Source organism: Embleya sp. NPDC055664 (genome assembly GCF_053618075.1).
On record NZ_JBSHGZ010000004.1, the window covers coordinates 141,172 to 167,482 of the forward strand.

18 protein-coding genes are annotated in these 26,311 nt (G+C 73.1%); 10 read left to right on the top strand and 8 right to left on the bottom strand.

Annotation, left to right across the window (positions count from 1 at the left end; all coding sequences use genetic code 11):
• The first annotated feature begins 104 nt into the window (after positions 1–104).
• From ACWGR4_RS08535 to ACWGR4_RS08545, 3 genes are all read left to right on the top strand, one after another.
• Positions 105–7,457 (top strand): amino acid adenylation domain-containing protein, encoded by a 7,353-nt coding sequence (locus ACWGR4_RS08535; protein ID WP_452128864.1) that lies wholly within the window; start codon positions 105–107, stop codon positions 7,455–7,457.
• Positions 7,444–7,659: an MbtH family protein gene (locus ACWGR4_RS08540; protein WP_379998023.1), complete on the top strand. Its 216-nt coding sequence runs from the start codon at positions 7,444–7,446 to the stop codon at positions 7,657–7,659. The genes ACWGR4_RS08535 and ACWGR4_RS08540 overlap by 14 nt, the downstream gene beginning before the upstream one ends.
• 62 nt (positions 7,660–7,721) lie before the next feature.
• A complete protein-coding gene (locus ACWGR4_RS08545; RefSeq protein WP_452128912.1) occupies positions 7,722–9,200 on the top strand; it encodes a DHA2 family efflux MFS transporter permease subunit in 1,479 nt (492 codons plus the stop codon).
• Here ACWGR4_RS08545 and fes read toward each other — a convergent pair.
• Positions 9,186–10,403: an enterochelin esterase gene (gene fes, locus ACWGR4_RS08550; protein WP_452128863.1), complete on the bottom strand. Its 1,218-nt coding sequence runs from the start codon at positions 10,401–10,403 to the stop codon at positions 9,186–9,188. The two genes, ACWGR4_RS08545 and fes, sit on opposite strands and share 15 nt — an antisense overlap.
• A gap of 131 nt (positions 10,404–10,534) precedes the next feature.
• Positions 10,535–11,569: an ABC transporter substrate-binding protein gene (locus ACWGR4_RS08555; protein ID WP_452128862.1), complete on the bottom strand. Its 1,035-nt coding sequence runs from the start codon at positions 11,567–11,569 to the stop codon at positions 10,535–10,537.
• A gap of 256 nt (positions 11,570–11,825) precedes the next feature.
• On the opposite strand from ACWGR4_RS08555, the gene ACWGR4_RS08560 reads away from it, so the two are divergent.
• Positions 11,826–12,761, top strand: a complete 936-nt coding sequence (locus tag ACWGR4_RS08560; RefSeq protein ID WP_452128861.1) for a S1 family peptidase — start codon at positions 11,826–11,828, stop codon at positions 12,759–12,761.
• Between the two features lie 21 nt (positions 12,762–12,782).
• Here ACWGR4_RS08560 and ACWGR4_RS08565 read toward each other — a convergent pair whose 3' ends face one another.
• The 3 genes from ACWGR4_RS08565 to ACWGR4_RS08575 form a co-directional block, all read right to left on the bottom strand.
• Positions 12,783–13,265, bottom strand: a complete 483-nt coding sequence (locus tag ACWGR4_RS08565) for a peroxiredoxin (protein WP_452128860.1) — start codon at positions 13,263–13,265, stop codon at positions 12,783–12,785.
• Between the two features lie 98 nt (positions 13,266–13,363).
• A complete protein-coding gene (locus ACWGR4_RS08570; protein WP_452128859.1) occupies positions 13,364–13,852 on the bottom strand; it encodes a DUF5360 family protein in 489 nt (162 codons plus the stop codon).
• Positions 13,849–14,388 (bottom strand): TetR/AcrR family transcriptional regulator, encoded by a 540-nt coding sequence (locus ACWGR4_RS08575; RefSeq protein WP_379998036.1) that lies wholly within the window; start codon positions 14,386–14,388, stop codon positions 13,849–13,851. Before ACWGR4_RS08575 ends, ACWGR4_RS08570 begins: the two co-directional genes overlap by 4 nt.
• Positions 14,389–15,561: 1,173 nt before the next feature.
• On the opposite strand from ACWGR4_RS08575, the gene ACWGR4_RS08580 reads away from it, so the two are divergent.
• Together ACWGR4_RS08580 and ACWGR4_RS08585 are read left to right on the top strand one after the other, a co-directional pair.
• Complete coding sequence (locus ACWGR4_RS08580) at positions 15,562–17,094, top strand: ArnT family glycosyltransferase (RefSeq protein ID WP_452128858.1); 1,533 nt, start codon at positions 15,562–15,564, stop codon at positions 17,092–17,094.
• Between the two features lie 134 nt (positions 17,095–17,228).
• Entirely contained in the window at positions 17,229–17,960 is a 732-nt protein-coding gene (locus tag ACWGR4_RS08585; protein ID WP_379998041.1) for a GntR family transcriptional regulator, read from the top strand.
• Here ACWGR4_RS08585 and ACWGR4_RS08590 read toward each other — a convergent pair.
• Positions 17,935–18,762: a GntR family transcriptional regulator gene (locus ACWGR4_RS08590; protein WP_452128857.1), complete on the bottom strand. Its 828-nt coding sequence runs from the start codon at positions 18,760–18,762 to the stop codon at positions 17,935–17,937. The two genes, ACWGR4_RS08585 and ACWGR4_RS08590, sit on opposite strands and share 26 nt — an antisense overlap.
• A 494-nt stretch (positions 18,763–19,256) precedes the next feature.
• Between ACWGR4_RS08590 and ACWGR4_RS08595 the strand changes: the two genes are divergently transcribed.
• Positions 19,257–21,263 (top strand): hypothetical protein, encoded by a 2,007-nt coding sequence (locus tag ACWGR4_RS08595; RefSeq protein ID WP_452128856.1) that lies wholly within the window; start codon positions 19,257–19,259, stop codon positions 21,261–21,263.
• A 146-nt stretch (positions 21,264–21,409) separates the two neighbouring features.
• A complete protein-coding gene (locus tag ACWGR4_RS08600) occupies positions 21,410–22,078 on the top strand; it encodes a TetR/AcrR family transcriptional regulator (RefSeq protein WP_452128855.1) in 669 nt (222 codons plus the stop codon).
• A gap of 216 nt (positions 22,079–22,294) precedes the next feature.
• Here ACWGR4_RS08600 and ACWGR4_RS08605 read toward each other — a convergent pair whose 3' ends face one another.
• Both ACWGR4_RS08605 and ACWGR4_RS08610 read right to left on the bottom strand, forming a co-directional pair.
• A complete protein-coding gene (locus tag ACWGR4_RS08605; RefSeq protein ID WP_379998049.1) occupies positions 22,295–23,056 on the bottom strand; it encodes a 3-hydroxyacyl-CoA dehydrogenase in 762 nt (253 codons plus the stop codon).
• A gap of 106 nt (positions 23,057–23,162) precedes the next feature.
• The gene (locus ACWGR4_RS08610; protein WP_452128854.1) at positions 23,163–24,344 is read right to left on the bottom strand and encodes a thiolase family protein; all 1,182 of its coding nucleotides are present in this window, start codon (positions 24,342–24,344) and stop codon (positions 23,163–23,165) included.
• A gap of 303 nt (positions 24,345–24,647) precedes the next feature.
• Between ACWGR4_RS08610 and ACWGR4_RS08615 the strand changes: the two genes are divergently transcribed.
• Entirely contained in the window at positions 24,648–25,265 is a 618-nt protein-coding gene (locus tag ACWGR4_RS08615; RefSeq protein WP_379998053.1) for a TetR/AcrR family transcriptional regulator, read from the top strand.
• A 102-nt stretch (positions 25,266–25,367) separates the two neighbouring features.
• Positions 25,368–26,186, top strand: coding sequence for a DUF2127 domain-containing protein (locus ACWGR4_RS08620; RefSeq protein ID WP_379998055.1), 819 nt, complete (start codon positions 25,368–25,370; stop codon positions 26,184–26,186).
• Positions 26,187–26,311 lie beyond the last annotated feature (125 nt).

Here is a 26,311-nt window from a genome sequence, read left to right on the forward strand (position 1 = left end):
CACCCCGTCGAGCATTCGAAAGATAGCTTAGGCTTACCTAACTTGGCGTGCCGGGGATCGGTACGCTCCGCCTGCCCTCGTCGCATTCCGGGAGTCCCCACACCATGCGTCACTACCCGGCCCAGCCCACGGTCACGGACGCCGACCCGAGTCAGGACGGCCCCGAAGTCCCCGAATCCGTGCGGCTGCCCCTCCTCGCCGCCCAGGCCGGCATCCACTACGCGCAGGCCCTGGCCCCGGACGACCCCGAGTACAACACCGCCGACCGGATCGAGATCCGCGGCCCACTGGACGCCGACCTGTTCGCGCGGGCCCTGCGCCAAGTGGGCGCCGAGGCCGAGACGCTGAACCTGCTGGTGTCGATCGGCCCGGACGGAACCCCGGTCCAGGGCGTACGATCCACCGCCGACGGCCGCGAGGACCCCCTGCACCGCATCGACGTGCACACCGCCGCCGACCCGGAGGCGGCGGCCGAGGAGTGGCTGCGCGCCGACCTGGCCCGGCCGATCGACCCGACCACCGGTCTGTTGGTCACCCACGCGCTGTTCCGGCTCGCCGACGACCGCCACTGGTGGTACCGGCGCGTCCACCACATCGCCGTGGACGCGTACGCACTCACCCTGATCGGCCGGCGCGTCGCCGAGCTGTACACCGGATTCGCCACCCATGCCCCGACCACCCCCAACCCCTTCGGCACCCTGCGCGAACTGGTCGCGGAGGAGGCCGACTACCGAGCCAGCGAAGCGTACGACACCGATCGCGCATTCTGGCTGGAACATCTCGCGGACCGCCCCCGATCCGTGACCTTGGCCGAATCCCGACCCACGGCGTCGGTCCCGCCATCGCAGGCCGACCCGGAGCAGGCGCAAACACCCACCCCCGCCTCGCCGATCCTGCACCGCACCCTCGAACTCGACGCCGACCGCACCACCCGCCTCACCGAGGCCGCGACCACCGTCCGCGCCACCTGGGCCGAACTCCTGCTCGCCGCCACCGCCGGATACCTGCACCGCGTCACCGGGGCGCGGGAGATCACCCTGGGGCTGCCCCTGCTCAACCGGCGCAGCGTCACCGCCCTGCGCACGCCCGCGATGACGGTCAACATCCTGCCGATGCGCATCGCGGTTCAACCCCGCGACACCGCACCCGAGTTGCTGCGCCGGGTCGTACTCGAACTGCGCGCGGTGCGCCGCCACCAGCGCTTCCGCCAGGAAGACCTGCTGCGCGAGTTGGGCGCCGCCGGACGCGAACAGCCGCTCTACGGGCCGATGGTCAACATCAAGACCTTCGAGGGCGACCTCGTCTTCGGCGACGCGGTCGGCCGGGTGCACAACCTCGCCGCCGGACCGATCGACGACTTGGCCCTGGGCGTGGTGCCGACCCCCGCCGGCGGCCTGCGCCTCGACCTGGACGCGCACCGCGACCGCTACGACCCGACCTCGCTGGCCGAGCACGAACGCGGCCTGCTGCGCTACCTCGACGGCCTGGTCACGCTGCTCCACGAGGCGCCGGCGCTGCCGATCGGCCGGGTCGATCTGCTCACCCCCGCCGAGGTGCACGCGGCGACCGAGGGCCGCGCCGAACCGCCGGTCGACGCCACGCTCCCCGAGCTGTACTCCCGCCGGGCCGCGCGCACACCCGACACGATCGCGGTCCGCGCCGGCGCCGACGCGCGTACGTTCGCCGAACTCGAGTCGGCCGCCAACCGGCTCGCGCACGAGTTGATCGCGGTCGGTGTCACCGCCGATGTCCCGGTCGCCGTCGCCCTGCACCGCGGCGCCGACACCGCCGTCGCGCTGCTCGCGGTGCTCAAGGCGGGCGGCGTCTGCCAGTTCCTCGATCTGGGCCACCCCGCCCGGCGGATCACCGACGTGTTGGCGGACACCCGTCCGGCGTGCCTGATCGGCACCACCGAAACCCTCGCGGCCCTGCCCGCGCACCGCATCCGCACGCTGGTCCTCGACGACCCGAGCATCCGCGCCCGGCTCGCCGCCCACCCGGACCGGGCCCCGCGACCGCCACGCCCCGAGCAAACCGCGTACGTGATCCACACCTCCGGCTCGACGGGCCGGCCCAAGGGCGTCGCGGTCACCCACGCCTCGCTCGCCAACCTGTACGCCGGGCACGGCACCGACCACATCGCGCCGGCCGTCGAGCGCACCGGTCGGGAGCGGTTGCGGATCGGCCACAGCGCGTCGTTCGCGTTCGACGCGTCGTGGGACCCGGTCCTGTGGATGGTGCACGGCCACGAACTGCACCTGCTCGACGACGCGACCTATCGCGACCCCGGCGCGCTGATCGCCTACGTGAACGAACACCGCCTCGACTACCTGGACGTCACCCCCACCTACGCCGAAGTCCTGCTGGCCGACGGCCTGTTGGACCCCGACCGGCACCACCCGGCGATCCTCGTGGTGGGCGGCGAGAGTGTGCCCGACCCGCTGTGGCGCCGCCTTGCGGCCATCCCCGGCAGCCGGCCGCTGAACCTGTACGGGCCGACCGAGACCACCGTCGACGCCTACTTCTGGGGCGCGGACGGCGTCGGCCGGCCCGTGCGCGGCTCGCGCGCCTACGTCCTGGACGGCGCGCTGCGGCCGACCCCGGTCGGCGTCACCGGCGAATTGCACATCGCGGGCGCCTGCCTGGCCCGCGGCTACCTGGGCCGGCCCGACCTGACCGCGGAGCGCTTCGTCGCCGACCCGTTCGGTGCCGCACACAGCGACCCGGGCGCCCGGATGTACCGCACCGGCGACCTCGCCCGCCGCCGCGCCGACGGCACCCTCGAACTGCTCGGGCGCGCCGACGAACAGGTGAAGATCCGCGGCTTCCGGATCGAACCGGGCGAGATCCAGGCGATGTTGGCCGCGCACCGCGACGTCGCCCAGGCCGTGGTGATCGCCCGCGAGGGCGCGCACGGCAAACGCCTGCTCGGCTACGCGGTGCCCGTCGCCGGCCGCTCCCCCGCGCCCGAGGCGCTGCGCGCGCACCTGGCCGACGTGCTGCCCGAGCACATGGTGCCGGCGGCGATCCAGGTGCTGCCCGCGCTGCCGCGCACCGCCAACGACAAGATCGACCAGCGTGCGCTGCCGGAGCCCGCGCCGACCGTGCCGGGCCTGCGTGAGGGCCCGCGTGGACTGCACGAGGAGATCCTGTGCGATCTGTTCGCGGCGGTCCTGGCGCTGCCCGAACAACCCGACCGCAACGCGGACTTCTTCGAACTGGGCGGCCACTCACTGCTCGCCGCGCGGTTGGCCGCCCGGGCCCGGGAGAGTTTCCGGTCCCCGATCGGCCTCGCCGACGTCTTCCGCCGGCCGACCCCGGCGGGCCTGGCCGAACTGGCCCGCGCCGGCGCCCGTCCCGAGCCGCGTCCCGCGCTCGCCCCCGTCCCGCGCGACACCGACCGGCTGCCGCTGTCCCCGGCGCAGCAGCGGTTGTGGTTCATGTACCGGCTCGAAGGGCCCAGCCCCACCTACAACATCCCGCTGGTGCTGACCCTGACCGGACCGCTGGACCGCGCCGCGCTCGACCTCGCGCTGGCCGACCTGGTCGAGCGGCACGAGACGCTGCGCACCGTACACCCGGCCATCGAGGACACGCCGTACCAGCACATCCTGAGCCCTGATCAGGCCCGCCCCACCCTGCACATCGCGGCCTCCGCCGCCGAACTCGCCTCCGCCGTGCGCCACCCCTTCGACCTCGCCGTCGAAACACCGTTGCGCGCCACACTGTTCACCGCCGACCGCACCACCCACACCCTGGTTCTGCTGCTGCACCACATAGCCGGCGACGGCGCCTCCACCACCCCGCTCGCCCGCGACCTGGCCGCCGCGTACACCGCGCGCGTGGCCGGTCGCGCGCCTGATCTCGCGCCGCTGCCGGTGTGCTTCTCGGACCACGTCGCGTGGCAGGCCCGGCTGCTCGGTGACCCCGGCGACCCGACCCCCCTCGCCCGGCGGCAACTCGACTTCTGGCGCGCGACGTTGGCCGGGCTGCCCGACGAACTGGCGCTGCCCACCGACCGGCCCCGCCCCCGGGTCGCCTCGACGGCGGGCGACACCGTGCCGTTCCGGCTCGACGCCACCACGCACACCGGCCTGGTCGAATTGGCCCGGGCGAGCGGGACCAGTGTGTTCATGGCCGTCCAGGCCGCGTTCGCCGCGCTGCTCACCCGGCACGGCTGCGGTACCGACATCCCGCTCGGCACCCCGGTGGCGGGCCGCGACGACGACGCCACCGCGGACCTGGTCGGGTTCTTCGTCAACACCCTGGTGCTGCGCACCGACACCTCCGGCTCCCCCGACTTCCGCACCCTGCTCGACCGGGTCCGCACCACCACGCTGGCCGCCTACGACCACGCCGACCTGCCCTTCGACCGGGTCGTCGACGAACTCAATCCGGCCCGATCGTTGGCTCGGCACCCGCTGTTCCAGGTGATGATCGCGTGGCAGTCCCGACCCGACGCCGAGTTCGCGCTCGGCCCGCTGCGCGCGCGTATGGTGGCCACGCCCACCGGCACCGCGAAGTTCGACCTGACCTTGAACGTGGGCGAGCAACCCGGCCTGGGCCTGGGCGGTTTCCTGGAGTTCCGCACCGATCTGTTCGACCGGAGCACCGCGCTGGGCCTGTCCCGCCGACTCGCCGCGCTGCTGGGCGCCGCCGTCGCCGCACCCGACACCCCGATCGACCGACTGCCGCTGCTCGACGACGCCGAACGGCACCGCGCGCTGGTCGAATGGAACGTCGGCCCCACCGCGACCGCCACCTCCTCCACCACCCTGGTCGCCCGCTACGAGCGTGTCGCCGCGGAGCACTTCACGCGGACCGCGGTCGACTGCGAGGGCCTGTCGCTGAGTTACGCCGAACTCTCCTCCCGGGCCAACCGCCTCGCCCGGCTCCTGGTGGCGCGCGACATCGGCCCCGGCGACATCGTCGCGCTCGCCCTGCCCCGCTCACTCGACCTGGTCGTCGCGCTGCTCGCGGTGGCCAAGGCGGGCGCCGCCTACCTACCGCTGGACCCCGACTACCCGGCCGACCGGCTGGCCTACATGCTCGACGACGCCCACCCCGCCGCGCTGCTCACCGACACCGCGACCGCACCCCGCCTGCCCGCGCACGAGTTGCCCCGAATCCACGTGGACGGCCACGAGGCCGACGCCCACCCGGGCTTCGACCTGACCCAGGCCCAGCGCAAACGCCCGCTGCGCCCGTCGGACCCGGCCTACGTCATCTACACCTCCGGATCCACCGGCCGACCCAAGGGTGTACCGGTCACCCACCACAACGTGGCCCGCCTGTTCACCGCGACCGACCACTGGTTCGGCTTCGGCGCGGACGACGTGTGGACCCTGTTCCACTCCTACGCGTTCGACTTCTCCGTCTGGGAGTTGTGGGGCGCGCTGCTGTTCGGCGGCCGATTGGTGGTGGTGCCGCACACGATCAGCCGGGACCCGGCCGCCTTCCTGGACCTGCTCGCCCGCGAGCGGGTCACCGTGCTCAACCAGACGCCGTCCGCGTTCCATCAGGCGGTGGCCGCCGACCGGGAGCGGCCCGGCCGCGAACTGACGCTGCGCTACGTGGTGTTCGGCGGCGAGGCGCTGGAACCGGCCCGGCTCGCCGACTGGTACGAACGGCACGCCGACGACGCGCCGCGCCTGGTGAACATGTACGGGATCACCGAGACCACCGTGCACGTGTCCTACCATCCGCTGGACCGCGCCTCGGCCGCCGCCGGCACGGCGAGCACGATCGGGGTGAACATCCCCGACCTGCGCGTCTACGTCCTGGACCGGTACCTCCAGCCCGTGCCGCCCGGGGTGACCGGCGAGATGTACGTCGCGGGCGAGGGCCTGGCCCGGGGCTACCTGGGTCGGCACGCGCTCACCGCCGAGCGCTTCGTCGCCGACCCGCACGCGGCCCGGTTCGGCGAGCGCGGCACCCGGATGTACCGCTCCGGCGACCTGGCCCGACGCCGCGCCGACGGCACGCTCGACTACCTCGGGCGCGCCGACCAGCAGGTGAAGATTCGCGGCTTCCGGGTCGAACTCGGCGAGATCGAGGCGGTGTTGGCCGCGCACCCGACCGTCGCCGACGCGGCGGTGATCCTGCGCGAGGACACGCCGGGGGACAAACGCCTGGTCGGCTACGTGGTCGCCGAACCCACCGCTGAACCCACCCCCGAACCCAGCCCCGAACCGGCGCTCGAACCCGACGCCGAACCCACCGCCAAGCCGGCCGCCGACGGACCCGCGCTGCGCGAACACGCCGCCGCGACACTGCCCGTGCACATGGTCCCGTCGGCCGTGGTCGTACTCGACCGCCTGCCGCTGACCGCGAACGGCAAACTCGACCGCAAGGCGCTGCCCCGCCCGGAGTACACCCCGACCACCACCGGACGGGCACCGCGAGGGCCGCGTGAGGAACTGCTCTGCACGCTGCTCGCCGAGGTCCTGGGCGTGCCCCGCGTCGGCATCGACGACAACTTCTTCGACCTGGGCGGCCATTCGCTGCTCGCTGTGCGCCTGGCCGGTCGGATCAAGGCTGTTCTCGGCGTCGACATCGGCATCGGCACCGTCTTCCAGGCACCCACCGCCGCGGGCCTGGACGCCGCCCTGGAGGCCACCGACCGCACCGACGCGCTGGACGTACTGCTGCCGCTGCGCCCGGCCGCTCCCGGCGATCGAACGCCGCTGTTCTGCGTACACCCGGCGGGCGGACTGTCGTGGTGCTACGCGGGCCTGATCCGGCATCTGCCGGCCGACGTGCCGATCCACGGCCTCCAGGCACAGGGCGTCGGTGCGGCGACCGCCGACGCGCCGTTGCCTGCCACGCTGGAGGAGTTGGCCGCGCACTACGTGGACCGCCTGCGCGAGGTGGACCCGAGCGGCCCGTACCGACTCCTCGGCTGGTCCACCGGCGGGATCATCGCGCACGCGATGGCCACCCGGCTCCAGGAGCTGGGCCTGCCGGTCGAGCTGCTCGCGATCCTGGACGCCTATCCGGCCGAGGGTTTTCGCGAACTGCCCGTCCCGGACCGGGCGGAGGCGCTGGAGGCGCTGCTCACGATGGGCGGCTACGGACCGGAGAGCCTGGCCGGCGCACCGCTCGAACTCGGCCCGGTGATCGAGGTGTTGCGCCGCGAGGGCAGCCCGCTGGCCGGTCTGGAACCGGCCACGATCGAGGCGCTGGGCGACATCTACCTGAACACCAATCACCTCGTCCGCGCCTACGACCACCGGGTCTTTTGGGGCGATGTGCTCTTCTTCCGGGCCACCGTCGACACCATCGACGACACGTTGACCCCCGACACCTGGACCCCGTACGTGAGCGGTCGGATCGACAACACCGACGTGGTCTGCTCGCACAAGGACATGACCCTGCCCGGCCCGATCGCGCACATCGCCCGCGTGGTCGCCGACCGCCTGACCGCATTGGAGAGCAAGACCGATGAGCAGCCGTGATCGCGAGACCCCGACGAACCCGTTCGACGACGAGGACGGCGAGTTCCTGGTGCTGGTGAACGACGTCGGTCAGCACTCCCTGTGGCCGGACTTCGCCGCCGTGCCGGACGGTTGGGCGATCGCGCACGGGCCGTGCCCGCGCCCGGCCGCGCTGGAGTGGATCACCGCGCACTGGACCGACCTCGGCCCGGTCGCGCGGTGAACCCGGAACACACCGAACAGGGCGCAACCCGGACCGCCACGTCGCAGGGTTCCGCCTGGATCGTGGTGCTCGTCTACACCGCCGCGATGTGCATGAACGGCCTGGACTCGACCATCGTCAACCCGGCGCTGCTCACCATCGCGGAGGACTTCGATCGCCCGGCGGTGGCGGCCAATACGGTCGAGATCGCCTTCCTGGTCGCGCTGGTGGCCGCACTGCCGGTGGCCGGGCGGCTGAGCGACCGTCACGGCACCAAGCGGGTCTTCCTCGGCTCGCTCGCGGTGTTCACCGCCGCCTCGGCCGCGTGCGGGTTGTCGCAGAACCTGGTCTCGCTGGTCCTGGCCCGGGCGGTCCAGGGCCTGGCGGGCGGGCTGCTCACGCCGGTCGGGATGACCATCCTGTTCACGGCGTTCGCGCCGCACGAACGCATGCGGCTGGCCAAGTGGCTGATCGTACCGACCGCGCTGATGCCGGCCCTCGGCCCGCCGCTGGGCGGGTTCCTCACCGAACACCTGTCCTGGCACTGGCTGTTCCTGGTCAATGTGCCGATCGGCACAGCCGCAGTGCTGCTCGGCCTGTACGGGCTGCGCGAGCATCGGGCGGGTGTGGTCGCCCCGTTCGACCGCACCGGGTTCTGGCTCACCACGCCCACCCTCGGCCTGCTCACCTACGCGCTCGGCTTCGGTCCGTCGCAGGGCTGGACCACGCCCGCCATCGCCGTCTCCGGCCTGCTCGGCCTGATCCTGCTGGTGGTCGCGATCGCCCACCAACTGCGCGCCACCGAGCCGCTGTTGCGCCTTCGCCTGGTGTCCGACCGGGCGTTCGGCGCGGCCACCGCACTCGCGCTGGTGACCTCGGCGGGGCTGATGGGCGTGCTGTTCGTCTTCCCGCTGCTCTATCAGGCGGCGCTGGGCGCCTCGGCACTGGACGCCGGGCTCGGGGTGTTCCCGGAGGCGGTCGGGCTGATGTTCGCCTCGCAGGTGGTGGATCGCCTGCTGCCCCGATTGGGCCCACGCCGGCTGACCACTCCCGCGCTGGTCCTGGCCGCCCTGGTGTTCGGCGCGCTCGCGCTGCCGGGGGTGGCCGATCACGCCTGGGCGGTACGGGTGTTGATGTTCTGCGTCGGACTGGTGCTGGGCACGGCGGTGCTGACCGTACAGATCGCCGGGTTCGGCGGGATCGAACCGCCGGACATGGGCCATGCGATGGCCCTGTTCACCATCGTGCGCACGCTCGGCGGCTCGCTGGGCATCGCGGCCGGCGCGGCGGTGATCGAGGCCGGCGGCGCCGACGGACACGACGCGAGTGCGCCGGGGCCGTATCGGGCCGCGATCTGGGTCACGGCGGGACTGGTCGCCCTCGGCGCGCTGTTCGCCCTGCGGTTGCCGCGCGAGGCGCCGGAACCGCCGCCGTTCGACGACGACGAGCCGAACGACGCGGAGCCGGGCGAGGACCGGGTCGAGGGTGGGGGGAAAGCCGGGGGCGAAGCCGCAGCCCGGGGCGAGCCGGCCGCACCCACCGGCGCGTCAGCCTCCGGCTGACAGCAGTCCGACGAGTCCGACGGCGAGCCCGCCGCGCCAGCAGGCGTAGTCGTGGCCGCCGTCGAACTCGACGTAGGTGAGCGGGTATCCGCGCTCGCGCAGCACGTCGCGCAATCGCCGGTTCTCGGCCACGAGCATCCATTCGAGCAGGCCCACCTCGACGTGGAACCGGATCGGCCGCCGCTCGGTCGCGGCGAACCGCCGGGTCAACCACTCCGGCCCGTCGTTGGTCTCGTCCGGGTCGGGCCACCAGAACGACCCGGACTGGGACAGTGCGTTGCCGAAGCGGTCCGGCCGATGGAACGCCCCGAACGCGGCGGTCAGCCCGCCCGCGCTCTGCCCGGCCAGTACGGTGTGCGCCGGATCCGCGCTCACGCCGTACCGTTCGCCCGCCCACGGCAACAACACGTCGGCGAGCCAGTCCACGAACGGTTCGCTACAGGTGAGATCGGCCATCCGCCGCTCCCGGCCCATCGTGTCCACGAGCAGCGCGACGGTCGGCGGGATGCGGCCGTCGGCGTGCAGGTTGTCGAGGGTGTCGCCGATCGCGAGCACCGAACCCCACACCTCCCCGTCCAGCAACACCACGACCCGGCAGGGCTGTTGTCCCATCGCGGGCGGCAGCAGCACGCTCACCCGCCGGCCGTCGACCGTGGTATCCTCGCGCGGCCCGCGCGGGATCCCCGGCCGACGCCGCGCCCACGGCTGCGCGGGGGCGTCCGGCAGCGCCAGGATCGAGGACGGGTTGCGGCCGTCCCGGGCGGCCAGGGTGGGTGCGTGGTTGTACGGATCGGGCACCGCGGCGTCCAACACGCCCAGCCAGGCCGCCCGATCCGTACGCAGCGTCTCGGCCCGCGAGCCGGTTCCGACGAAGAACTGGTACGACGCGCGCAGCCCGGCGGGCAGCCGGTGGGTGATCGCCCGTACGTCCGTCCCCGGCACCCGACGCAGCAAATGCGGCGTCAGATCGCCCGCGTGCCGGTCCCGATCGGTGAAGGTGTGCAGCAGCGCCAGCACGTCGCCGGTGGGCCCGGCCGGGCCGTCCCGCCACACGAACGTGACCAACCGCTGCCCGGGATCGTCCGGATCCGGCTCGACCAGCGGGGCGCCGACCGCCTCGACCCGGGCCCAGAACTCGGCGCAGGCGTCGGCGCGTCCGGCGTCGACCGCCCGGCTCAGCGCGTGCAGGATCGGAGTGTCCATGGTGCCGGTCGCCTTCCGCAGGTCGAGAACAGTCGAATCACCAACAGTCGGACCCAAGCCGGTCGGGCCGGGCTCCTCAAGCCCGGGGCTCCGGGCCCGGAATCACCGAGCCCGGTTCACCCGGCCCATGCTCAGGAAGTCGCCGACAGCGCCTTCGCGATGTCGCCGAGCACCACGTCGGCCGCCAGCGGCCCGCCGCGCGTGGACCACACCGAACCGTCCACCGTGACCACGTGGTTCTTCTGCACGGCGTTCAACTCCTTGTAGGCCGGCTTGCTCTGCACCTCCTTGAGCGCACTCGCGCCGTCCGCCGTGAGCGTGCCGAGGAAGAGCCAGTCGCCGTCGATCTCGGAGATCTTCTCCAGGCTCAGCGCGGGCGTGTGCGCGTTCCCGTCCTTGTCCTGCGCCTTCGGCCGGGTCAGGCCCATGTCCAGCGCGACGCCACTGGCGAACTGGCGCTTCTCCATCCAGCTCGGGCCGTTCGGGTTCCAGCGCACGATGCTCACCGCGGCGCCCTTGTTCGCGGTCAGGTCCTCGCCGGTCTTCTTGGCCTTGGCCTCGTAGTCGGTGATCACCTTGTTCGCCTGCTCCAGCTTGTTGACCGCGTTGCCGACGCCGCGGAAGGACAACTTCCAGTCGTCGGTGGGCGCCATGGTCACCAGCGTCGCCGGGGTGATCTTGCGCAACTGGCCGAGCATCTGCGTGTCCTGCATGTCGCCGGCCAGAATCAGGTCGGGCTTGGCCGCGATCACCTTGTCCATCACCGGCTGGAGCAGGTTGCCGATCACCTCTATGCCCTTGACCTTGTCGGCCAGGTAGGCGGGCGGCTTGTCCAGGCCCTGGCCGTTGGTGATGCCGACCGGCTTGACGCCGAGCGCGAGCACCGCGTCCAGGTCCTCCTGGGTGAGCACCACGACGCGCTTGGGGTTGGCCGGCACCTGGACGGTGGTACCGGTGGCGTCCTTGACCGTCCGGGTGCCGCCGGCCGCGTCGCCGCCCCCGCTGCCGCCCTGGCTCGCGGCGGACTTCGGGTCGGACTTCGAATCGGACTTGGAGTCGGAGTCGGATCCGCATCCGGTGAGCAGCAGACCGGCCGCCCCCGCCACGGCGAGCAACCGAACCGCACGCCGCCGGGCGGTCGCGAGCGGGCGAAGAGAAGTGGTCATGTGGGGCTCCGGGCGCGAGAAAGTACGGGGGGTGAAAACGGCGCCCCCCAGGACGTCACTTAGGTTAGCCTTACCTTGCGCATTCGGCGCAAGGTGGTCCGGGCCGGCGAACACATCCGCCCGCGCGGATCGACGCGCCACCGGAATGCGGAATCGCCCCATGCCCACGCTCGGATGCGGGCATGGGGCGCCCGATCGGGTGACCTCGGCGCGGTTTCGCCCGCCCGAACCGGGCGTGATCCGTACGGTCTTCCGCATGAAGCGGACCACGCGGACCACGCGGAGCACCATGACGCGGTCGACGGGGGCGATGGCCGCGGCGGTCGTCCTCGTGCTCACCTCGCTCACCACCCCGGCCGGCGCCGACCCGGCCGGCGCCGGTTGCCTGACCGACCGGCTCGACCGACTGCGCGCGCTGCACGGCCGCCTCGACGCGCTGGCGCTCGACGGCCGGGCGGGCGCCGGCCAGTACTGGTACGTCGACCACCGCCGCTGCACGCTGACCGTGGCCATCCTGCGCGGCGCCGCCGACCCGCTCACCGCCGCTTTCCTGGCCGCCGCCCGCCTGGTCCCCGCACTGGTCGAGATCACCGAGGTGGACACCCCGATGCGCCCGCGCGTGGCCCGGGCACCGGCGGGCGAGGCGACGCCGCGGCAGGCGGCCGGCTTCCACGGCGGCAGCACCCTGTACAGCGGCCTCACCGGCACGGTCTACATCTGCACCGCGGGCTTCAACGGCTACCGCCCGAACACCACCACGACGGCGGGCCATTGCGCCCACGACGCGTCCACCTGGTACGACGGCAGCGGCACCCTCATCGGCACCGTCGACGACTCCCGCTTCCCGGGCGCCGACTGGGCGGTCGTCCCCGGCGCGGACGGCGTCTCCCTGGCCCCCGACATCCTCGACGACGACGCCACCGCCACGATCACCGCCTTCGGCCGCCCCCGCCTCGACGACCGGGTCTGCGGCACCGGCGCGTCCAGCGGCACCCGCTGCGGCACCATCGACGCCCTCGACGTCACCGTCAACTATCCCGAGGGCCCGGTCACCGGCCTGGCCCGCAGCACCCAGTCCGGCGCCGCCGGCGACTCCGGCGGCCCGGTCCACACCGGCTCCACGGGAGTCGCCCTGATCAGCGGCGGGCCGACCGAGGGGGCGCCGACCTTCGTCCAACCGCTGAACTTCTGAAGCCGAGCACCACGGCCCGACTCAGGCGTCGAGCAACCTCAGTTGGGCCGTCAGCGTGTCGACTCCCCGGTAGGTGAGGCCGACCAGCGCCACGTGCTTCCAGCGCAGCACACCCTGGGCGTCCACGATGAACACCGCCCGGCGCAGCGCCTTGCCGCCCATGCCGATGCCGTAGGACTCGACCGCTCGATGCTCGGTGTCGGCGAGCAGCGGCATCCGCAGGCCGTGTTTGCGGGCGAAGCGCTCGTGGCTGTCGAGTCCCTGCGGGCTGATCCCCCAGACCACCGCGTCGAGGTCGGTGAACTGTTCGAAACCCGAGGAGTACGAGCACAGTTGCTTCGTACACACCGCGGTGTCGTCGCCGGGGTAGAAGGCGAGCACCACCGGACGACCGCGCTGCGCCGACAGGGTGAGCGGTTCGCGGATCGCCTCGCCCTCGGTCAGACGCACCGCGTCGAGGGTGAAGTCCGGTGCCGGGGCGCCGATGTCGGGGATCTTGGACACGTGGGGGGCTTCCTCGCAGGGGTCGGGCGTCCGGGCCGGAAAGCCGCCCTCGGGCGCGGAACGCGAAGCGTTCCGGGTGGTGACGTTACCCGCCCCGGTCAGGGCCGGACGATCGTCGTACGCCGCACGAGCCGGGCGAGCGCGGGCAGCGGGAACAGCAGCAGGAACAGGTTGGGCAACCACCACTCGATCGCGAAGTCGCCGCGCAGGGTCCAAAACGCCACCGCCTGGAGGCCGGCGACGGCGGTCAGCACCAGCGAGATCGGCAGCAGCGCATGTACCCGGTCCGGTGCGATCCGCCGCCCCGGGCGCAGCGCGGCGAGCCCGGTCACCGCGGCGGCGACGTCGAGTGGCATGAACGAGTAGTTCCAGTCGCTCATCACCGGATCGGCGTAGTCCTTGTACGCGTATTCGGCCGGGAGCAGCGCGAGGAGGGTGACCGTCCAGTAGAGCAGGAAGCCCACGTCGGCAACGGCCATCGAGACGCGGGTGAAGCACATCACGTCGACGGTCCGCACCCGGGAGACGGCACGGCTCGCGCCGCCCGGGAGCAGTTCGCGTACACACGCGCCCACCCCGGCGCTCACTCCGCGCCGCCTCGAGTCCGGATCAACTCGACCAGCAGCGCCCGCAGTCGGGTGTGCGCGTCGTCGTGCGGCACGCCCAGATCCAACAGCCGAGCGGCCCACCAGCCGTCCACGGCCATCCGAACCAGATCGGCCACGGCCGGCTCCAGGCCGTCGTCGGCGAGCCGAAGTTGCCAGTGGGCGTAGCGGGCGCGCAGCGCGGCCAGTACGTCCGGTCCGCCCGCCGCGGCGAGCAGCGCGAGCGGGACCTGGTCGGCGCCGCTGCGATCGCCGGTCGGCGACTCGGCCGGGATGCTCGCCCGCAACCAGGCCAGCGTGAACGCCCCGGGCGGCGCGCCGGGTTCGGGCAGCGCGGCCTCGAACCGATCGGCCAGCCGCTCGACCACCCCGCGCACCAGGTCCTGCTTGCTCGGGAAGTGGTGCAGCAACCCGCCCTTGCTGACCCCGGCCTCCCGGGCGACCGCGTCCAGCCGCACCGACTCCACGCCGTCCCGAACCAATATGCGTTCCACCGCGTCCAACAGCCGATCACGCATCGGCACGCCCCCGTCCCCGTGTGAAAACCCGCTCGAACCCTCCGGACCGTCCGGACGGTCGGGAGCCACCGTAGCAGCCGCCGCCCCGAGCGCGACCACGATCCGCCGCTCGCAACACGGGAGTTGCCTAGGTGCGACGGGCCTGCCGCCGGCTGTCGGGAGTCGATCGATACGGCCGGCACGGCGGGTACGACCGGCCCGAACCCCCGCAGCGTGTAGTCGGTCGCCGTGACCCCCGTCGACGCGGGCGCGGGCTCGGCCGCACCGCCGTCCGAGGACGGAGGCACCGCATCGCCCCGGGACGAGGTGTCCGTCGGGTCCGGGGAAGCCGATTCGGACTCGACCGCCGCCGGACCGCTCGTACCCTCGTCACCCCCGCCACCGCCCCCACCACCGCGACCGTTGGGCAGCAGGCTCACCACCACGATCACCACGAGAATCCCGCCGACCGCCCCGAGGACCGGCCCCCACCCGGCGCCACTGGCGACGTCGGGGCAACGGATCGGCCGAGTCGACGACATCGCCTGAAGCCACCCGATCAACCGGCAACGCCACGGTGGGCGATCCAACCGGCACAGGAACCGTGCTCCCGTCCCCACCGCCCTCGACGGCGGGCGATCCCATCGGCGCGCGAACCGTGCTCGCCTCCCCGTCTGCCCGCTCCGCCTCCACCGGCCGCGCCGGCTCCGCGAGCGCCGACGGCCGCCCCGCCAACTCCGGCCCCACCTGCCGTGTCCCGCTGTCCGTCACATCCGCGTCGAGGGCCCACCGGACCTCATCCGCGTCCGCTCGCCGCTCCGGCTCCTTGGCAGGCAGCCCCAGGATCACCCCGGTCAGCGGCCCCGCCCGGCGCGACTCCGGCGGCGGCTCGCCGAACACGGCGGCGCGCCGGACCACGCCCCTCCCCCCGGCACCCAGCCGCTCGCGCAGCCGATACCGGCCCGCGACCGAGCGCCCCGAACCCCGCATGTCCATGGCAGGCCACCCCCGAAGGACAGTGTGCGCCGGGATCCGGTCATCGCGTCGGAAAACGGTCATCCCCGATTCCGCCCCGACGGCGTCGAGCCGTCCGTTCCGGCGTCGTTAGGCCGTCCGTTCGACCGATCCGACTTGTTGTCCGGACCTGCGCGCGAGTCTCTGCCGTACCGCTCGTCGATCCGGCACCATGACCTAATGAGCCGTGTGGAGAAAGGCACGTCGACCGAACCGTTGCTGCCTGCCCCGGCCCCGCCCGCCCTGCCCCCGCTCGCCAAGCGACCGATCGTGCTGATCATGGTCGCGGTATTCGCGCTGCAGGCGGCGGTGTCCGCGCGCTACGGATTCCACCGCGACGAGCTGTACTTCGTCGTGGCCGGTCGACATCTCGCCTGGGGCTACGTGGACCAGCCTCCACTGACCCCGCTGCTCGCCCGGGCGTCCGGCGAACTGTTCGGGGACGACCCGCAGGACCTCCGCATATTCGCCGCCCTCGCGTGCGCCGGGACGGTGCTCCTGGTCGCCCTGATCGCCCGGGAGTTCGGCAGCGGACGGGCGGGCCAACTGCTCGCGGCGGCCTGCGCGGCCACCTCCGGGATCGTGCTCGGCATCGGTCACCTGTGGTCCACCGCGACCCTGGACATCGTCGCCTGGCTGCTGATCGCGTGGTTCGTTCTGCGGCTGCTGCGCACCGGCGACGGGCGCTGGTGGCTCGCGGTGGGTGCCGCCGTCGGCTTCGCGATGCTGAACAAGTACCTGGTCGGCTATCTCGTGGTGGCCCTGCTCGTGGGCCTGTTCGCGGTCGGCCCCCGCGAGGTGTTGCGCAGTCGGTGGCTGGTCGGCGGCGCGGCGATCGCGATCGGATTGAGCGCGCCCGGCCTGTGGTGGCAGGCCACCCACGACTGGCCGCAGTTCACCGTGGCCGGCGGGATCAGCACGGACGACGGCATCAAGAACCGGATCATGTTCGTCCCGCTGCAAATCGCTTACCTGTCACCCCTGTTCGTACCGATCTGGGTGGCCGGCGCGCGCCGGCTGCTGCGCGCGCCGCAGATCGACTGGGCGCGCTCGATAGTGCCGGGCTACGCGGTTTTGTGTGTGCTGGTGATCGCCTCCGGCGGCAAGTCGTACTACGCGCTGCCACTGCTCCTGGTGCTGGTCGCGGCAGGGTGCGAGCCGACCGTGCAGTGGGCCGCGAGCCGGCCCGGGCGACGGGTGCCGGTGGGTTCGATGCTCCTGGTCGCCACCGTCACCAGCGCGGTCATCTCGCTGCCGCTGCTGCCGGCCGGACGGGTGAACGCGGTGATCGGGATCAACCCCGAGCAGGGCGAGCAGATCGGCTGGCCGGAGTTGGCCGACGCGGCGGCGGTGGCCTGGGGGCGGATCCCGCCGGACCAGCGCGGCCGGGCGGTGTTGTTCGCGGGCAACTACGGCGAGGCCGGCGCGCTGGACCGATACGGGCCGGCCCGGGGCTTGCCGAAGCCGTACTCGGGCCACATGTCCTTCGCCGACTGGGGCCCGCCGCCGGACCGCGCCGACGGGCCCGTCGTGGTCGTCCGCGAGGGGGAAGTCACCGCGCGATACCGCGACTTCGTCGACTGCCGGCTGGTCACCCGGGTGGACAACGGCAAGGGGGTCGACAACGAGGAGCAGCACGCGGTGGTCGAGCTGTGCGCCGGCACCACGAAGCCCTGGTCCCGCATCTGGCCGGACCTGCGGCACTTCTACTGAGCACCGAGCCGCGAGCAGCGAGCAGCGAGCCCGCACGGCACCGAATCGCACCACAGCGCGTCCCACCGCACCACCTCGCACCACATCGCACCCGACCGAGTCGTACCGAGTCGTACCGAGTCCCGAGGAGTGTCATGGCGCAGGCGAGTCCGCCCGGGTACCGCACCGGTGGCGAGGGGCGACCGGGGTCGCTGACGGGATCGGCGTATCGGGAGATCCGACGCCGGGTGTTGTACCTGGAGCTGGCCCCGGGCTCGCGGTTCACCGAGAAGGCGGTGGCCGAGGAGCTGGGCATGAGCAAGACACCCGTGCACGAGGCGCTGGCGCTGCTGGCCGAGGACGGGTTCGTCGACGTGATCCCGCGCAGCGGCTACCGGGTCACCCGGGTCACGCTGCGCTCCGCGCGCGAGTTGTTCGACCTGCATCGGGTGCTCGCCCGGGACGCCTCGGCGGCGGTGGCCCGGCGCGCGGCGGAGGTCGGTTCGGCGCCGGCGCGCGAGGGCGCCTGGGTGCGTACGCCGACCCCGGTGGCCGGGCCGGATGCCTGGCTGGAGCGGTACACCCGGCTGCATCTGGTGATCGCCGACCTGGCGGGCAACCGGCATCTGCGGCGCGCGCTGGCCGGCACGCTGTACGCCCACCACCGGCTGCTGCGGTTGTGCGTCACCGCCGACGGGCCGCACCTGCGGGTGATCGCGGGGGACGACGGTCCGCTCCTGGACGCGCTGGCGGACGGCGACGCGGAGGCGGCCGGGCGGGCCGCGCACACCCGGCTGACCGGCTGTCGGGAGCGGGTGCTCGACACGTTGCTGGCCAATGACGCGCTGCTCGACGTGAACATCACCGGGCCGTCGCCTCGGCGGTGATCACCCGGCCCGGCCGCACGGCGACGGCGTTGGCACCGTCGCCGTCGCCGTCGCGGAGCAGCGTGCCCAGGTTCAGGTCGAGCACCGCGTCGGGCGGCAGGCCCCCGGGCCCACCGTCCGCGGGCCGGTTCAGGTACGCGGCCACCACCGGCACCAGCGTCGCGAACAGCGCCGCGCCCAGGGCCCGGATCCCGTCCTCGACCACGGCCGCCGCGCCGTCCGGGTCGCCCGCGGCCAGTGCGACCGGCAGCGCGGAGCGGTCGGGCGCGGGCCAGAGCGGGTCGCCGAGCGCGGTGGCCAGGTACAGGTGCCGCAGTTGGTGGCGCAGTACGTACCCCTCGACCCCGGCCGCCCGCGCGTTGCCGGCCCGTTCGGCCAGCGCGGCGGCGTAGGCAAGGCCCTGGACCGGCGTCGGCACCGCGTCCGTCCGCTCCCCGCTGGTCGCCTGCCACCACGCGAGCGCCGCCGCGTCCAGGCCGGCCGTGCCCTCGCCCCGCGCGGCCACCAGGCGGGCCGGCAACGTCTCGACCGTCACCCGCAGTTCGAGCAGTTCCCGGACGTCGCGCAGGGTGACCGGCATGACCAGATAGCCCGAGTGCGGCGCGACCGCCACCAGGCTCTCGTGGGTGAGCAGGTTCAGCGCCTCGCGCACCGGCGTCTTGCCCAGGTCCAGGGCGGCGGCCAGGTCGCCCTCGCTGAAGACCGTCCCGGGCGGCATCTCCAGGCGCAGGATGCGCCGCCGGATCACCTCGCGGGCAACGGCGGTCCGGCTCTTCGGGCGCGCCGGCGAGCTCGATGTCATGCCCGGATTCTCTCCGGATCCCGGCCCCGGTCGGCTCCGCACACACGAATCGGCGAAGACCGGCAAAGCCCGATCGCTGCCCGGATCGGCGCGGCCGGGCGCCGCCGGCTCGCGATCCCGAGGCGGCCGGCACCTTCCCGGACCGGTGCGCCTAATATCTCAGGCAGCAGGATCGGCGACATGGACGCGGGGGCGCGTCGCCCCCGGACATGGCCCGTCGTGGTGCCCGGCAGGTGGGGCCTTCGCCCTCCCCGGGGGCGGCTCCTGCGATGATCCTCGCGACGAGGAAGGTGGTTTCGGATGCTCGCCGGCGTGACCTGTGCGGCCCGTACGCCGCTCGGCGTCCGGCCGGGGGTACCTCCGCCCGCCGATCCCCCTCGTCCACGGCGCGACCGGGCCTACCATCGAAACCGTGTCGAAGGCTCCACCGACCGCATCCGCGAGCCGCAGCCGCACGCCACCCCCTCGGGACGAACGACCTTGGACATCGACATATGACCGCGTCGCAGCACACCCGATCCGCATCCCCCGTCACGCTCTTGCGCGAATGGCGCGAGCGCGCCGACGGGGCCGCCCTGCACGAGGCGCTGTTCCTCGGCCTCGGCGTCGACCTGCCCTTCCTGGAGCGGGTCGCCGTACCCCTCGCCCGGGACCTGTCCGCCCGCGTCGCCATCCTCGGCGACGCCGCCCAGGAGGCGTACGACCCGAGCCGGGTGCGCGGCGCCGGTCGGGACTACCTCTACGCACCCACCGTGTGTCCCGGCTCGCTGCGCGCCAAGCTGGTCGTACTGATCGGCGAGCACGCCTGCCGGATCGCGATCGGCGGCGGCACCCCCGCACTGCCCGGCTGGGCCGGCGACGACGGCCTGTGGACGGTGGTCGAGACCGAGGACGACGCCTCCAACGCGCTGCTCGCCGACGTCGCGGACTGGCTGGACAAGCTGCCGGACCTGGACGCGGTGGCGATGGCGCCGTGGGCCGCCGAGCACCTGCGGGAGATCGCCGGACTGCTGACCGAGCGGCACATCCTGGCGGACGAGACCCCGGGTCCCGAGGCCCGGCTCCTGGACAACCTCGACCGCCCGCTGCTCGACCGGCTCCCGAACGGTCCGGTGGACGAGCTGCACCTGTACGCCCCCGCCGTGGACCCGGCCGGTGAGACGCTGCGCGAGCTGATCGCCCGACTGGCTCCCGCGCGGGTGGTGCTGGGCGTACACGAGAACTGGTCGGGCTACTCCGGCGCGGTGCTGCGCTCGGCCCTCGCGGGGCGGCCCGCCGAGGTGCGGGTGCTGCCCGAACAGCGGCTGACGCACGGCCGGTTCGCGCAGTGGCGGATCGGCGAGCAGTGGTCCGCGCTGACCGGCAACGCGGACCTGAGCCGGGCCGGCCTCGGCACCACCGCGGCGGCCGGCGGCGGTCTCGACCTCGCGGTACACACCGTCGGCGACCCGGTCCTGCCGCTCGGCGAGGGCCGCACCGTCGCGCCCGCCGACCTGGACGCGCTGCGCGGCGTGGCGGCCACGCCCGAACTGGTCCTGCTCGGCGCCCGGGCGGACGGCGCGGGGCTGCACGTGGTACTCGCCGGGCCGGCCCGCGAGCCGGTCACGATCGCCACGTCCGTCGACGGATCGGCGGGCTCCTGGCGGGAGTTGGGCGTCGTCCCGGCCGGCGCGACGAGCGCGACCTTCCCGCCGGCGGCCGGTCAGGGCCCGGCGGTGCGGGGCAGTCTTCCGCGTGCCGACGGCGGCGTGACACACTCCGGCGTGGTCTTCGCGTACAGCCCGGCCACGGCCGCACGGCCGAGCGAGCAGCGGGTGACACCGCGAGCCGAGCCGACGCCAACGCCGGCCGCGCCGGCCCCGGCTCCCGTTCCCGCCGCGCCCAGGGCCCCCGAGCCGCCCCGGGCGCCGGCGACACCCGTGAGCCCGCCGCCGCGTCCGGTCGAGGTCGCCGCGCCCGCTCCGACGCCCCCTCCGGCGCCGACCCCGCCGCCGCTCTACGTCGCCTCCGGGACCGAGTTCGAGTCGGCCGGCACCACCACGTTCGCCCCCGCGCCGGAGGACAGCCCGTACGCCGAGGCCATCGAGGAATTCGCCGCGCACGGCTGGGTGGCCGGCATCGAGGACGGGATCTGGCGGATCACCGGCTCGTTCGGCAACCCGGTCCCGATCGCGGCGGTGGCCGCGACCCGGCTCGCGCAGTACGGCGAGCCGGTGCTGATCCAGGCCGGCAACAAGCGCCGCTGGGCGTTCATGGCCTGGGAGGCGCCCGACCTGACGCTGCTGAACTGGCCCGCCCGGAACTGGCGCAGCTACCAGATACGCCCGCCGGCCGACCCCGAGTCGCGCTTCCGTGGCGGCGACCTGGCTAGCGTCCCGGGCCGGGTCGGCCCGCTCAACCGGCAGATCGGCGACCCGCCGCCGGCGCTGCTCCGGGTGCTGGACGAGGTGGGCATCGGCTTCGCCGAACTGGTCAAGACCCTGCAGGAGATCGGCGGCTGACCCCGGCGCGACCCGGACCGCGGCCCGGGTCGCGCGGCCGGCGCACGGGTACGGGTACCGAGCGAGCGATCGTTAGAATGCCCGGCAACCAAGACGATGCGTCCCGGAACGGCCGGAGCAAGTCCGCGGAATCAGGAGGCGGACCCATGGCGGAGCCTTTGGCGGCGGATCTGCGCGCCGACGGTCACACCGACTGGCGCGGGTACCGACCGCTGCTGCTGCCGCCGATCCTGGCCGCGTCGCTCGCCGCGTTCGACGAGCACGGCTATCACGGCACGACGGTGCGCGACATCGCCCGCCGGGTGGGCGTGACGGTGCCGGCGCTGTACTACCACTACCGGAACAAGCAGGCCCTGCTGGTCGAGTTGCTGATCGGCTCGATGAACGCCGCCCTGGGCCGCTGCCGGGCCGCGCTCGAAGCGGCCGACGACGCGCCGGCCGCACGATTCGCCGCGCTGGTCGAGTGCATCGTCCTGTACATGGCCAACCGCGCGCCGCTGGCGTTCCTGGACACCGAGATGCGCAGCCTGGAACCGGCCAACCGGGCCCGCTACGTGGCGATGCGCGACGAACTCGAATCCCTGATGCACGCCGCCGTCCGCGACGGCGTGGCCCTGGGCGAGTTCACCACCCCATACCCGATCGACGCCGGCCGAGCAGTCATCACGTGCTGCCAGGCAGTAGCCAACTGGTACCGCCCCACGGGCCCCCTGACCCCCCAACAAATCGCCGACCGCTACGTACAAATCTCCCTGTCCACAGTCGGCTACACAGGCACCTTCAACCCGCCAACACCCACCCCCACCAACACTTGAGGCCACCCCAAGCAACCAACGCAAAACGCCGGCCGAACCCCCAGCCGAGTAACATCCAGCCCGGCAACCCACAGCCCGGCCGGCGCTTGAGGCCACCTCACAAAACCAATGCAAAACGCCGGCCGAACCCCCAGCCCAACAACATCCAGCCCGGCCGGCGTTTGAGGCCAAAAACCTAGGCCGAAGGCCAGGTCCCCTGCGGCCCGGCGCCGAGCGTCACCGAGGGGCCATTCGGATCGCCCCATCCAGCCGGATGACCTCCCCGTTCAGCATCTGGTTCTCCACGATGTGCGCGACCAGCGCCGCATACTCCGCCGGCCGCCCCAACCGACTCGGGTGCGGCACCTGCGCGCCCAGCGACTCCCGCGCGGCCTCCGGCAACGACCCGAGCAGCGGCGTCTCGAACAACCCCGGCGCGATCGTCATCACCCGCACCGCCAACCCCGAAAGATCCCGCGCGACCGGCAGCGTCATCGCCGCGATCCCGCCCTTGGACGCGCTGTAGGCGGCCTGCCCGATCTGCCCGTCGAACGCGGCGACCGACGCCGTGTTGACCACCACGCCGCGCTCGCCGTCCACCGGCTCGTGGGTGCTCATCCGCTCCGCGGCCAACCGCAGCACGTTGAACGTGCCGATCAGGTTGACGTTGACCACGCGCGCGAACACGTCCAGCGGGAAGGCGCCCTTCTTGCCCACCGTACGAGCCGCGTTCGCGATGCCCGCGCAGTTGACCGTGATCGCCAGCGTGCCGTCCGCGTCGGCCGCCTCCACCGCGGCCCGTACCTCGTCCTCGCGGGTGACGTCGCCGGGTACGAACAGAGCCCGCTCGCCCAGCCGTTCGGCCACCTCCTTGCCCTGCGAGGAGGGCAGGTCGACGAGCACGACCGACGCGCCCTTCGCGACGAGCAGTTCGGCGGTGGCCAGGCCGAGCCCCGAGGCGCCGCCGGTGATCAGGGCGGTGGTGCCTTCGATGCGCATACGTGTGTCTCCGTAACTCGCTGTTCACTGACAAAAACGCGGCCGACGAACCCGACCGAAAAACCCGACCGACCAACCAACCGAACGACCGAACGACCGAACGACCTCAGAGCCGTTCGATGATCATCGCGTTGGCCATCCCGCCGCCCTCGCACATCGTCTGCAACCCGTACCGCCCGCCCGTGGCCTCCAGCACCCCGAGCAGCGTGCTCAGCAGCCGCCCGCCGGAGGCACCGAGGGGGTGCCCGATCGCGATCGCGCCGCCGCGCCGGTTCACCTTCTCCAGGTCGGCGCCCACCTCCGCCGCCCACGCCAACGGCACCGGCGCGAACGCCTCGTTGACCTCGAACGCGTCGATGTCGTCGATCCCCAGGCCGGCCCGCTCCAGCACCTTGCGGGTGGCCGGGACGACGCCCATCAGCATCAGCAGCGGATCGTCGCCGGTGACCGCGAACGCGTGGAAGCGGGCGCGCGGGGTCAGGCCGAGCGCGTTCGCCCGTTCCTCGCTCATGATCAGCGCGGCGGACGCGCCGTCCGTCAGCGGCGAGGAGTTGCCCGGGGTGATCCGCCAGTCGATCTCCGGGAAGCGCGCGGCCATACCTTCGTCCACGAACGCGGGCTTGAGACCGGCCAGTCCCTCCTCCGAGGTGCTCGGACGTACCGTCTCGTCCACCCGGTGTGCGCCGCCGGCCACGGTGATCGGCACGATCTCGCGGTCGAACGCGCCCTCGGCGGCGGCCTGCGCGGCGAGGCGGTGCGAGCGGGCGGAGAACCGGTCCAGCGTCTCCCGGTCCAGGTTCCACCGGGCCGAGATCAGTTCGGCCGAGTAGCCCTGCGGGATCAGGCCCTCGGGGTAGCGCGCGGCGAGCAGTTCGCCGCCGAACGGGTTGCCGCCGTGCGAGGCCAGGCCCATCGGCACCCGGCTCATCGACTCGACACCGGCCGCGATCACGATGTCGTACGCGCCGGCGATCACGCCCTGCGCGGCGAAGTGCGCGGCCTGCTGGCTGGATCCGCACTGCCGATCCACCGTGGTGGCGGGCACGCCCTCGGGGAATCCGGCGGCGAGCACCGCGTTGCGGGCGATGTTCAGCGACTGGTCGCCGCCCTGGGTGACGCAGCCCGCGATCACGTCCTCGACCAGGGCCGGGTCCAGACCGTTGCGCTCGACCAGGGCCCGCAGCGTGTGCGCGAGCAGGTCGACGGGGTGGGTACCGGACAGGGCGCCGCCGGGCTTGCCCTTGCCGGAGGCGGTGCGTACGGCGTCGACGACGACGGCTGTGGTCATGGCGTTGCGTCTCCTTCACGACGGTGGAACCGGCGCACCGCGACGGCCGGACCCGGTCGTGGCATCCGGTGCGCGGTCCGCGCGATCGTGCCGCGATCCCGCTGTGGGCCGGCCGCTCCCGGATTCCCGCAGGGTCCTGCCGGCAAGGTTACTGAACGTTCGCTAAGACATTCGACCCGCCGGCGCAAATGCTGTCAAGCATCGACCCGGGCGGCGACATCCTCGTGCGCGCGTCGGCGATCCCGTGCACGTCAACCGACAAAACCGGCATCGAGCCCCGTTTCGGGGGTTAGGCTGACCTACGTGACCAGCGCACCAGTACGCGAACCACGTCAACACCGCAGTCGTGTCACCCGCGCCCGACTCCTGGACACCGCCGTCGACGTGCTGGCCGAGCTGGGCTGGCTCGGCGGCACCGTGACCGTGGTCGCCGAGCGCGCGGGCGTCTCACGAGGCGCCGTGCAGCACCACTTCCCCACCCGCGAGGACCTGTTCACCGCCGCGATCGACCACATCGCCGGTGACCTGGTCGCCCGTACCCGCCTGGACGGCGCCCGGATCCCGCCCGGCCCCGCGCACACCGAGGCGGTGGTCGAGGCACTGGCGTCGATGTTCCGGGGCAGGCTGTACCGGGCCGCGCTCAGCCTGTGGACGGCCGCGGTCAACGATCCCGTGCTGCGCGCGCGGGTGATCCCGCTGGATCTGCGACTGACCGCGGCGATATACGACATGGCCGTCGAGCTGCTCGACGCCGACGTCTCCCTGCCCGGGGTGTCCGCCGCCGTGGAGGCCACCCTCGACGTGGCCCGCGGTCTGGGCATCAGCGCCCTGGTCATCGATTACGACGAGCGTCGGCGGGCGGTCGTACGGCAGTGGGCGGCAAGTCTGGACCATGTTCTCGCCGGGAACGGGGCGCCCTGATCCGGAGCGTACGACCTCATTTCACGCTTCGATGACCAATCCTTGGTACGAACCCGGTCGAATCGTGAACGTGGCCGGTCCGGAAGACCGTAACTTCACCGCGTGGACTGGAATCGACGGGCCTGCGCACGGCGCGGCCATGAGACGTACGCTCCCGACGAACCCGCGCTGCGCGACCGGCTGCACGCGACCACGCCGGTCGGCGAGGCGTGGCGTTGCCTGCGCTGCGGCGACTACGTGCTCGGCGAGGTCAAGGGCCGCGGGCCCGCCGGCGACGCGCCGGTGGTGATGCGCGGTCGGGCGCTGCGCGACGTGTTGATCCTGCGCTTCCTGTCCATCGAGCGGGCCGCGCGCGGCGTACTGATCCTGCTCGCGGCCTACGCGGTCTGGCGGTTCAGCAACTCGCAGGACTCGGTACGCCGGTTGTTCGAGGACGACCTGACCGCGTTCCGGCCGGTGGCCGAGCACTTCCACTACGACCTGGACCACTCGCCGATCGTCGACTCGATCCGCAAGACGTTCGACTACAAACGCTCGACCCTGATCTGGGTGGCAATCGGGATGGTCGTCTACGCGGTCATCGAGATCGTCGAGGCGGTCGGATTGTGGTACCTCAAGCGCTGGGCGGAATACCTCACGGTGGTCGCCACCGCGGCGTTCCTGCCGCTGGAGGGCTACGAGATGCGCGAGCACGTGAGCTGGTTCAAGGTCTGCACGCTGGTGCTGAACATCCTCGCGGTGGTCTACATCATCGTCGCCAAACGGCTGTTCGGGGTGCGCGGCGGGGCCGAGGCGTTCGAGCGCGAGCGGCACAGCGAGTCGCTCCTGGAGATCGACGAGGCGATCCACCCCGGGCCGCCCCGGCAGCCGTGGGAGGAGCACGTACACGCGACCAAGCCGCCGCCGGCCCGCACCTCGTAAACCCGCGGGCCCCGACCCGCGCCCCGGGCGCCCCGACCGAAAGCCGGGCGGGGCGCCCGCGTCCGTCCACCCCGCACCCCCCCGCACCCCACCCCGGCCCCCCCCCACGCCGCAAGACCAATACC

What these genes read in the sequence shown, in the direction of transcription:
- ACWGR4_RS08605 (WP_379998049.1), bottom strand. Translation starts at nt 23,056, where the DNA reads ATGCGCATCGAAGGCACCACCGCCCTGATCACCGGCGGCGCCTCGGGG.
- ACWGR4_RS08575 (WP_379998036.1), bottom strand. Translation starts at nt 14,388, where the DNA reads ATGCGTGATCGGCTGTTGGACGCGGTGGAACGCATATTGGTTCGGGAC.
- ACWGR4_RS08535 (WP_452128864.1), top strand. Translation starts at nt 105, where the DNA reads ATGCGTCACTACCCGGCCCAGCCCACGGTCACGGACGCCGACCCGAGT.
- ACWGR4_RS08560 (WP_452128861.1), top strand. Translation starts at nt 11,826, where the DNA reads ATGAAGCGGACCACGCGGACCACGCGGAGCACCATGACGCGGTCGACG.
- ACWGR4_RS08610 (WP_452128854.1), bottom strand. Translation starts at nt 24,344, where the DNA reads ATGACCACAGCCGTCGTCGTCGACGCCGTACGCACCGCCTCCGGCAAG.
- ACWGR4_RS08580 (WP_452128858.1), top strand. Translation starts at nt 15,562, where the DNA reads ATGAGCCGTGTGGAGAAAGGCACGTCGACCGAACCGTTGCTGCCTGCC.
- ACWGR4_RS08600 (WP_452128855.1), top strand. Translation starts at nt 21,410, where the DNA reads ATGGCGGAGCCTTTGGCGGCGGATCTGCGCGCCGACGGTCACACCGAC.
- ACWGR4_RS08555 (WP_452128862.1), bottom strand. Translation starts at nt 11,569, where the DNA reads ATGACCACTTCTCTTCGCCCGCTCGCGACCGCCCGGCGGCGTGCGGTT.
- ACWGR4_RS08585 (WP_379998041.1), top strand. Translation starts at nt 17,229, where the DNA reads ATGGCGCAGGCGAGTCCGCCCGGGTACCGCACCGGTGGCGAGGGGCGA.
- ACWGR4_RS08590 (WP_452128857.1), bottom strand. Translation starts at nt 18,762, where the DNA reads ATGACATCGAGCTCGCCGGCGCGCCCGAAGAGCCGGACCGCCGTTGCC.
- ACWGR4_RS08595 (WP_452128856.1), top strand. Translation starts at nt 19,257, where the DNA reads ATGACCGCGTCGCAGCACACCCGATCCGCATCCCCCGTCACGCTCTTG.
- fes (WP_452128863.1), bottom strand. Translation starts at nt 10,403, where the DNA reads ATGGACACTCCGATCCTGCACGCGCTGAGCCGGGCGGTCGACGCCGGA.
- ACWGR4_RS08540 (WP_379998023.1), top strand. Translation starts at nt 7,444, where the DNA reads ATGAGCAGCCGTGATCGCGAGACCCCGACGAACCCGTTCGACGACGAG.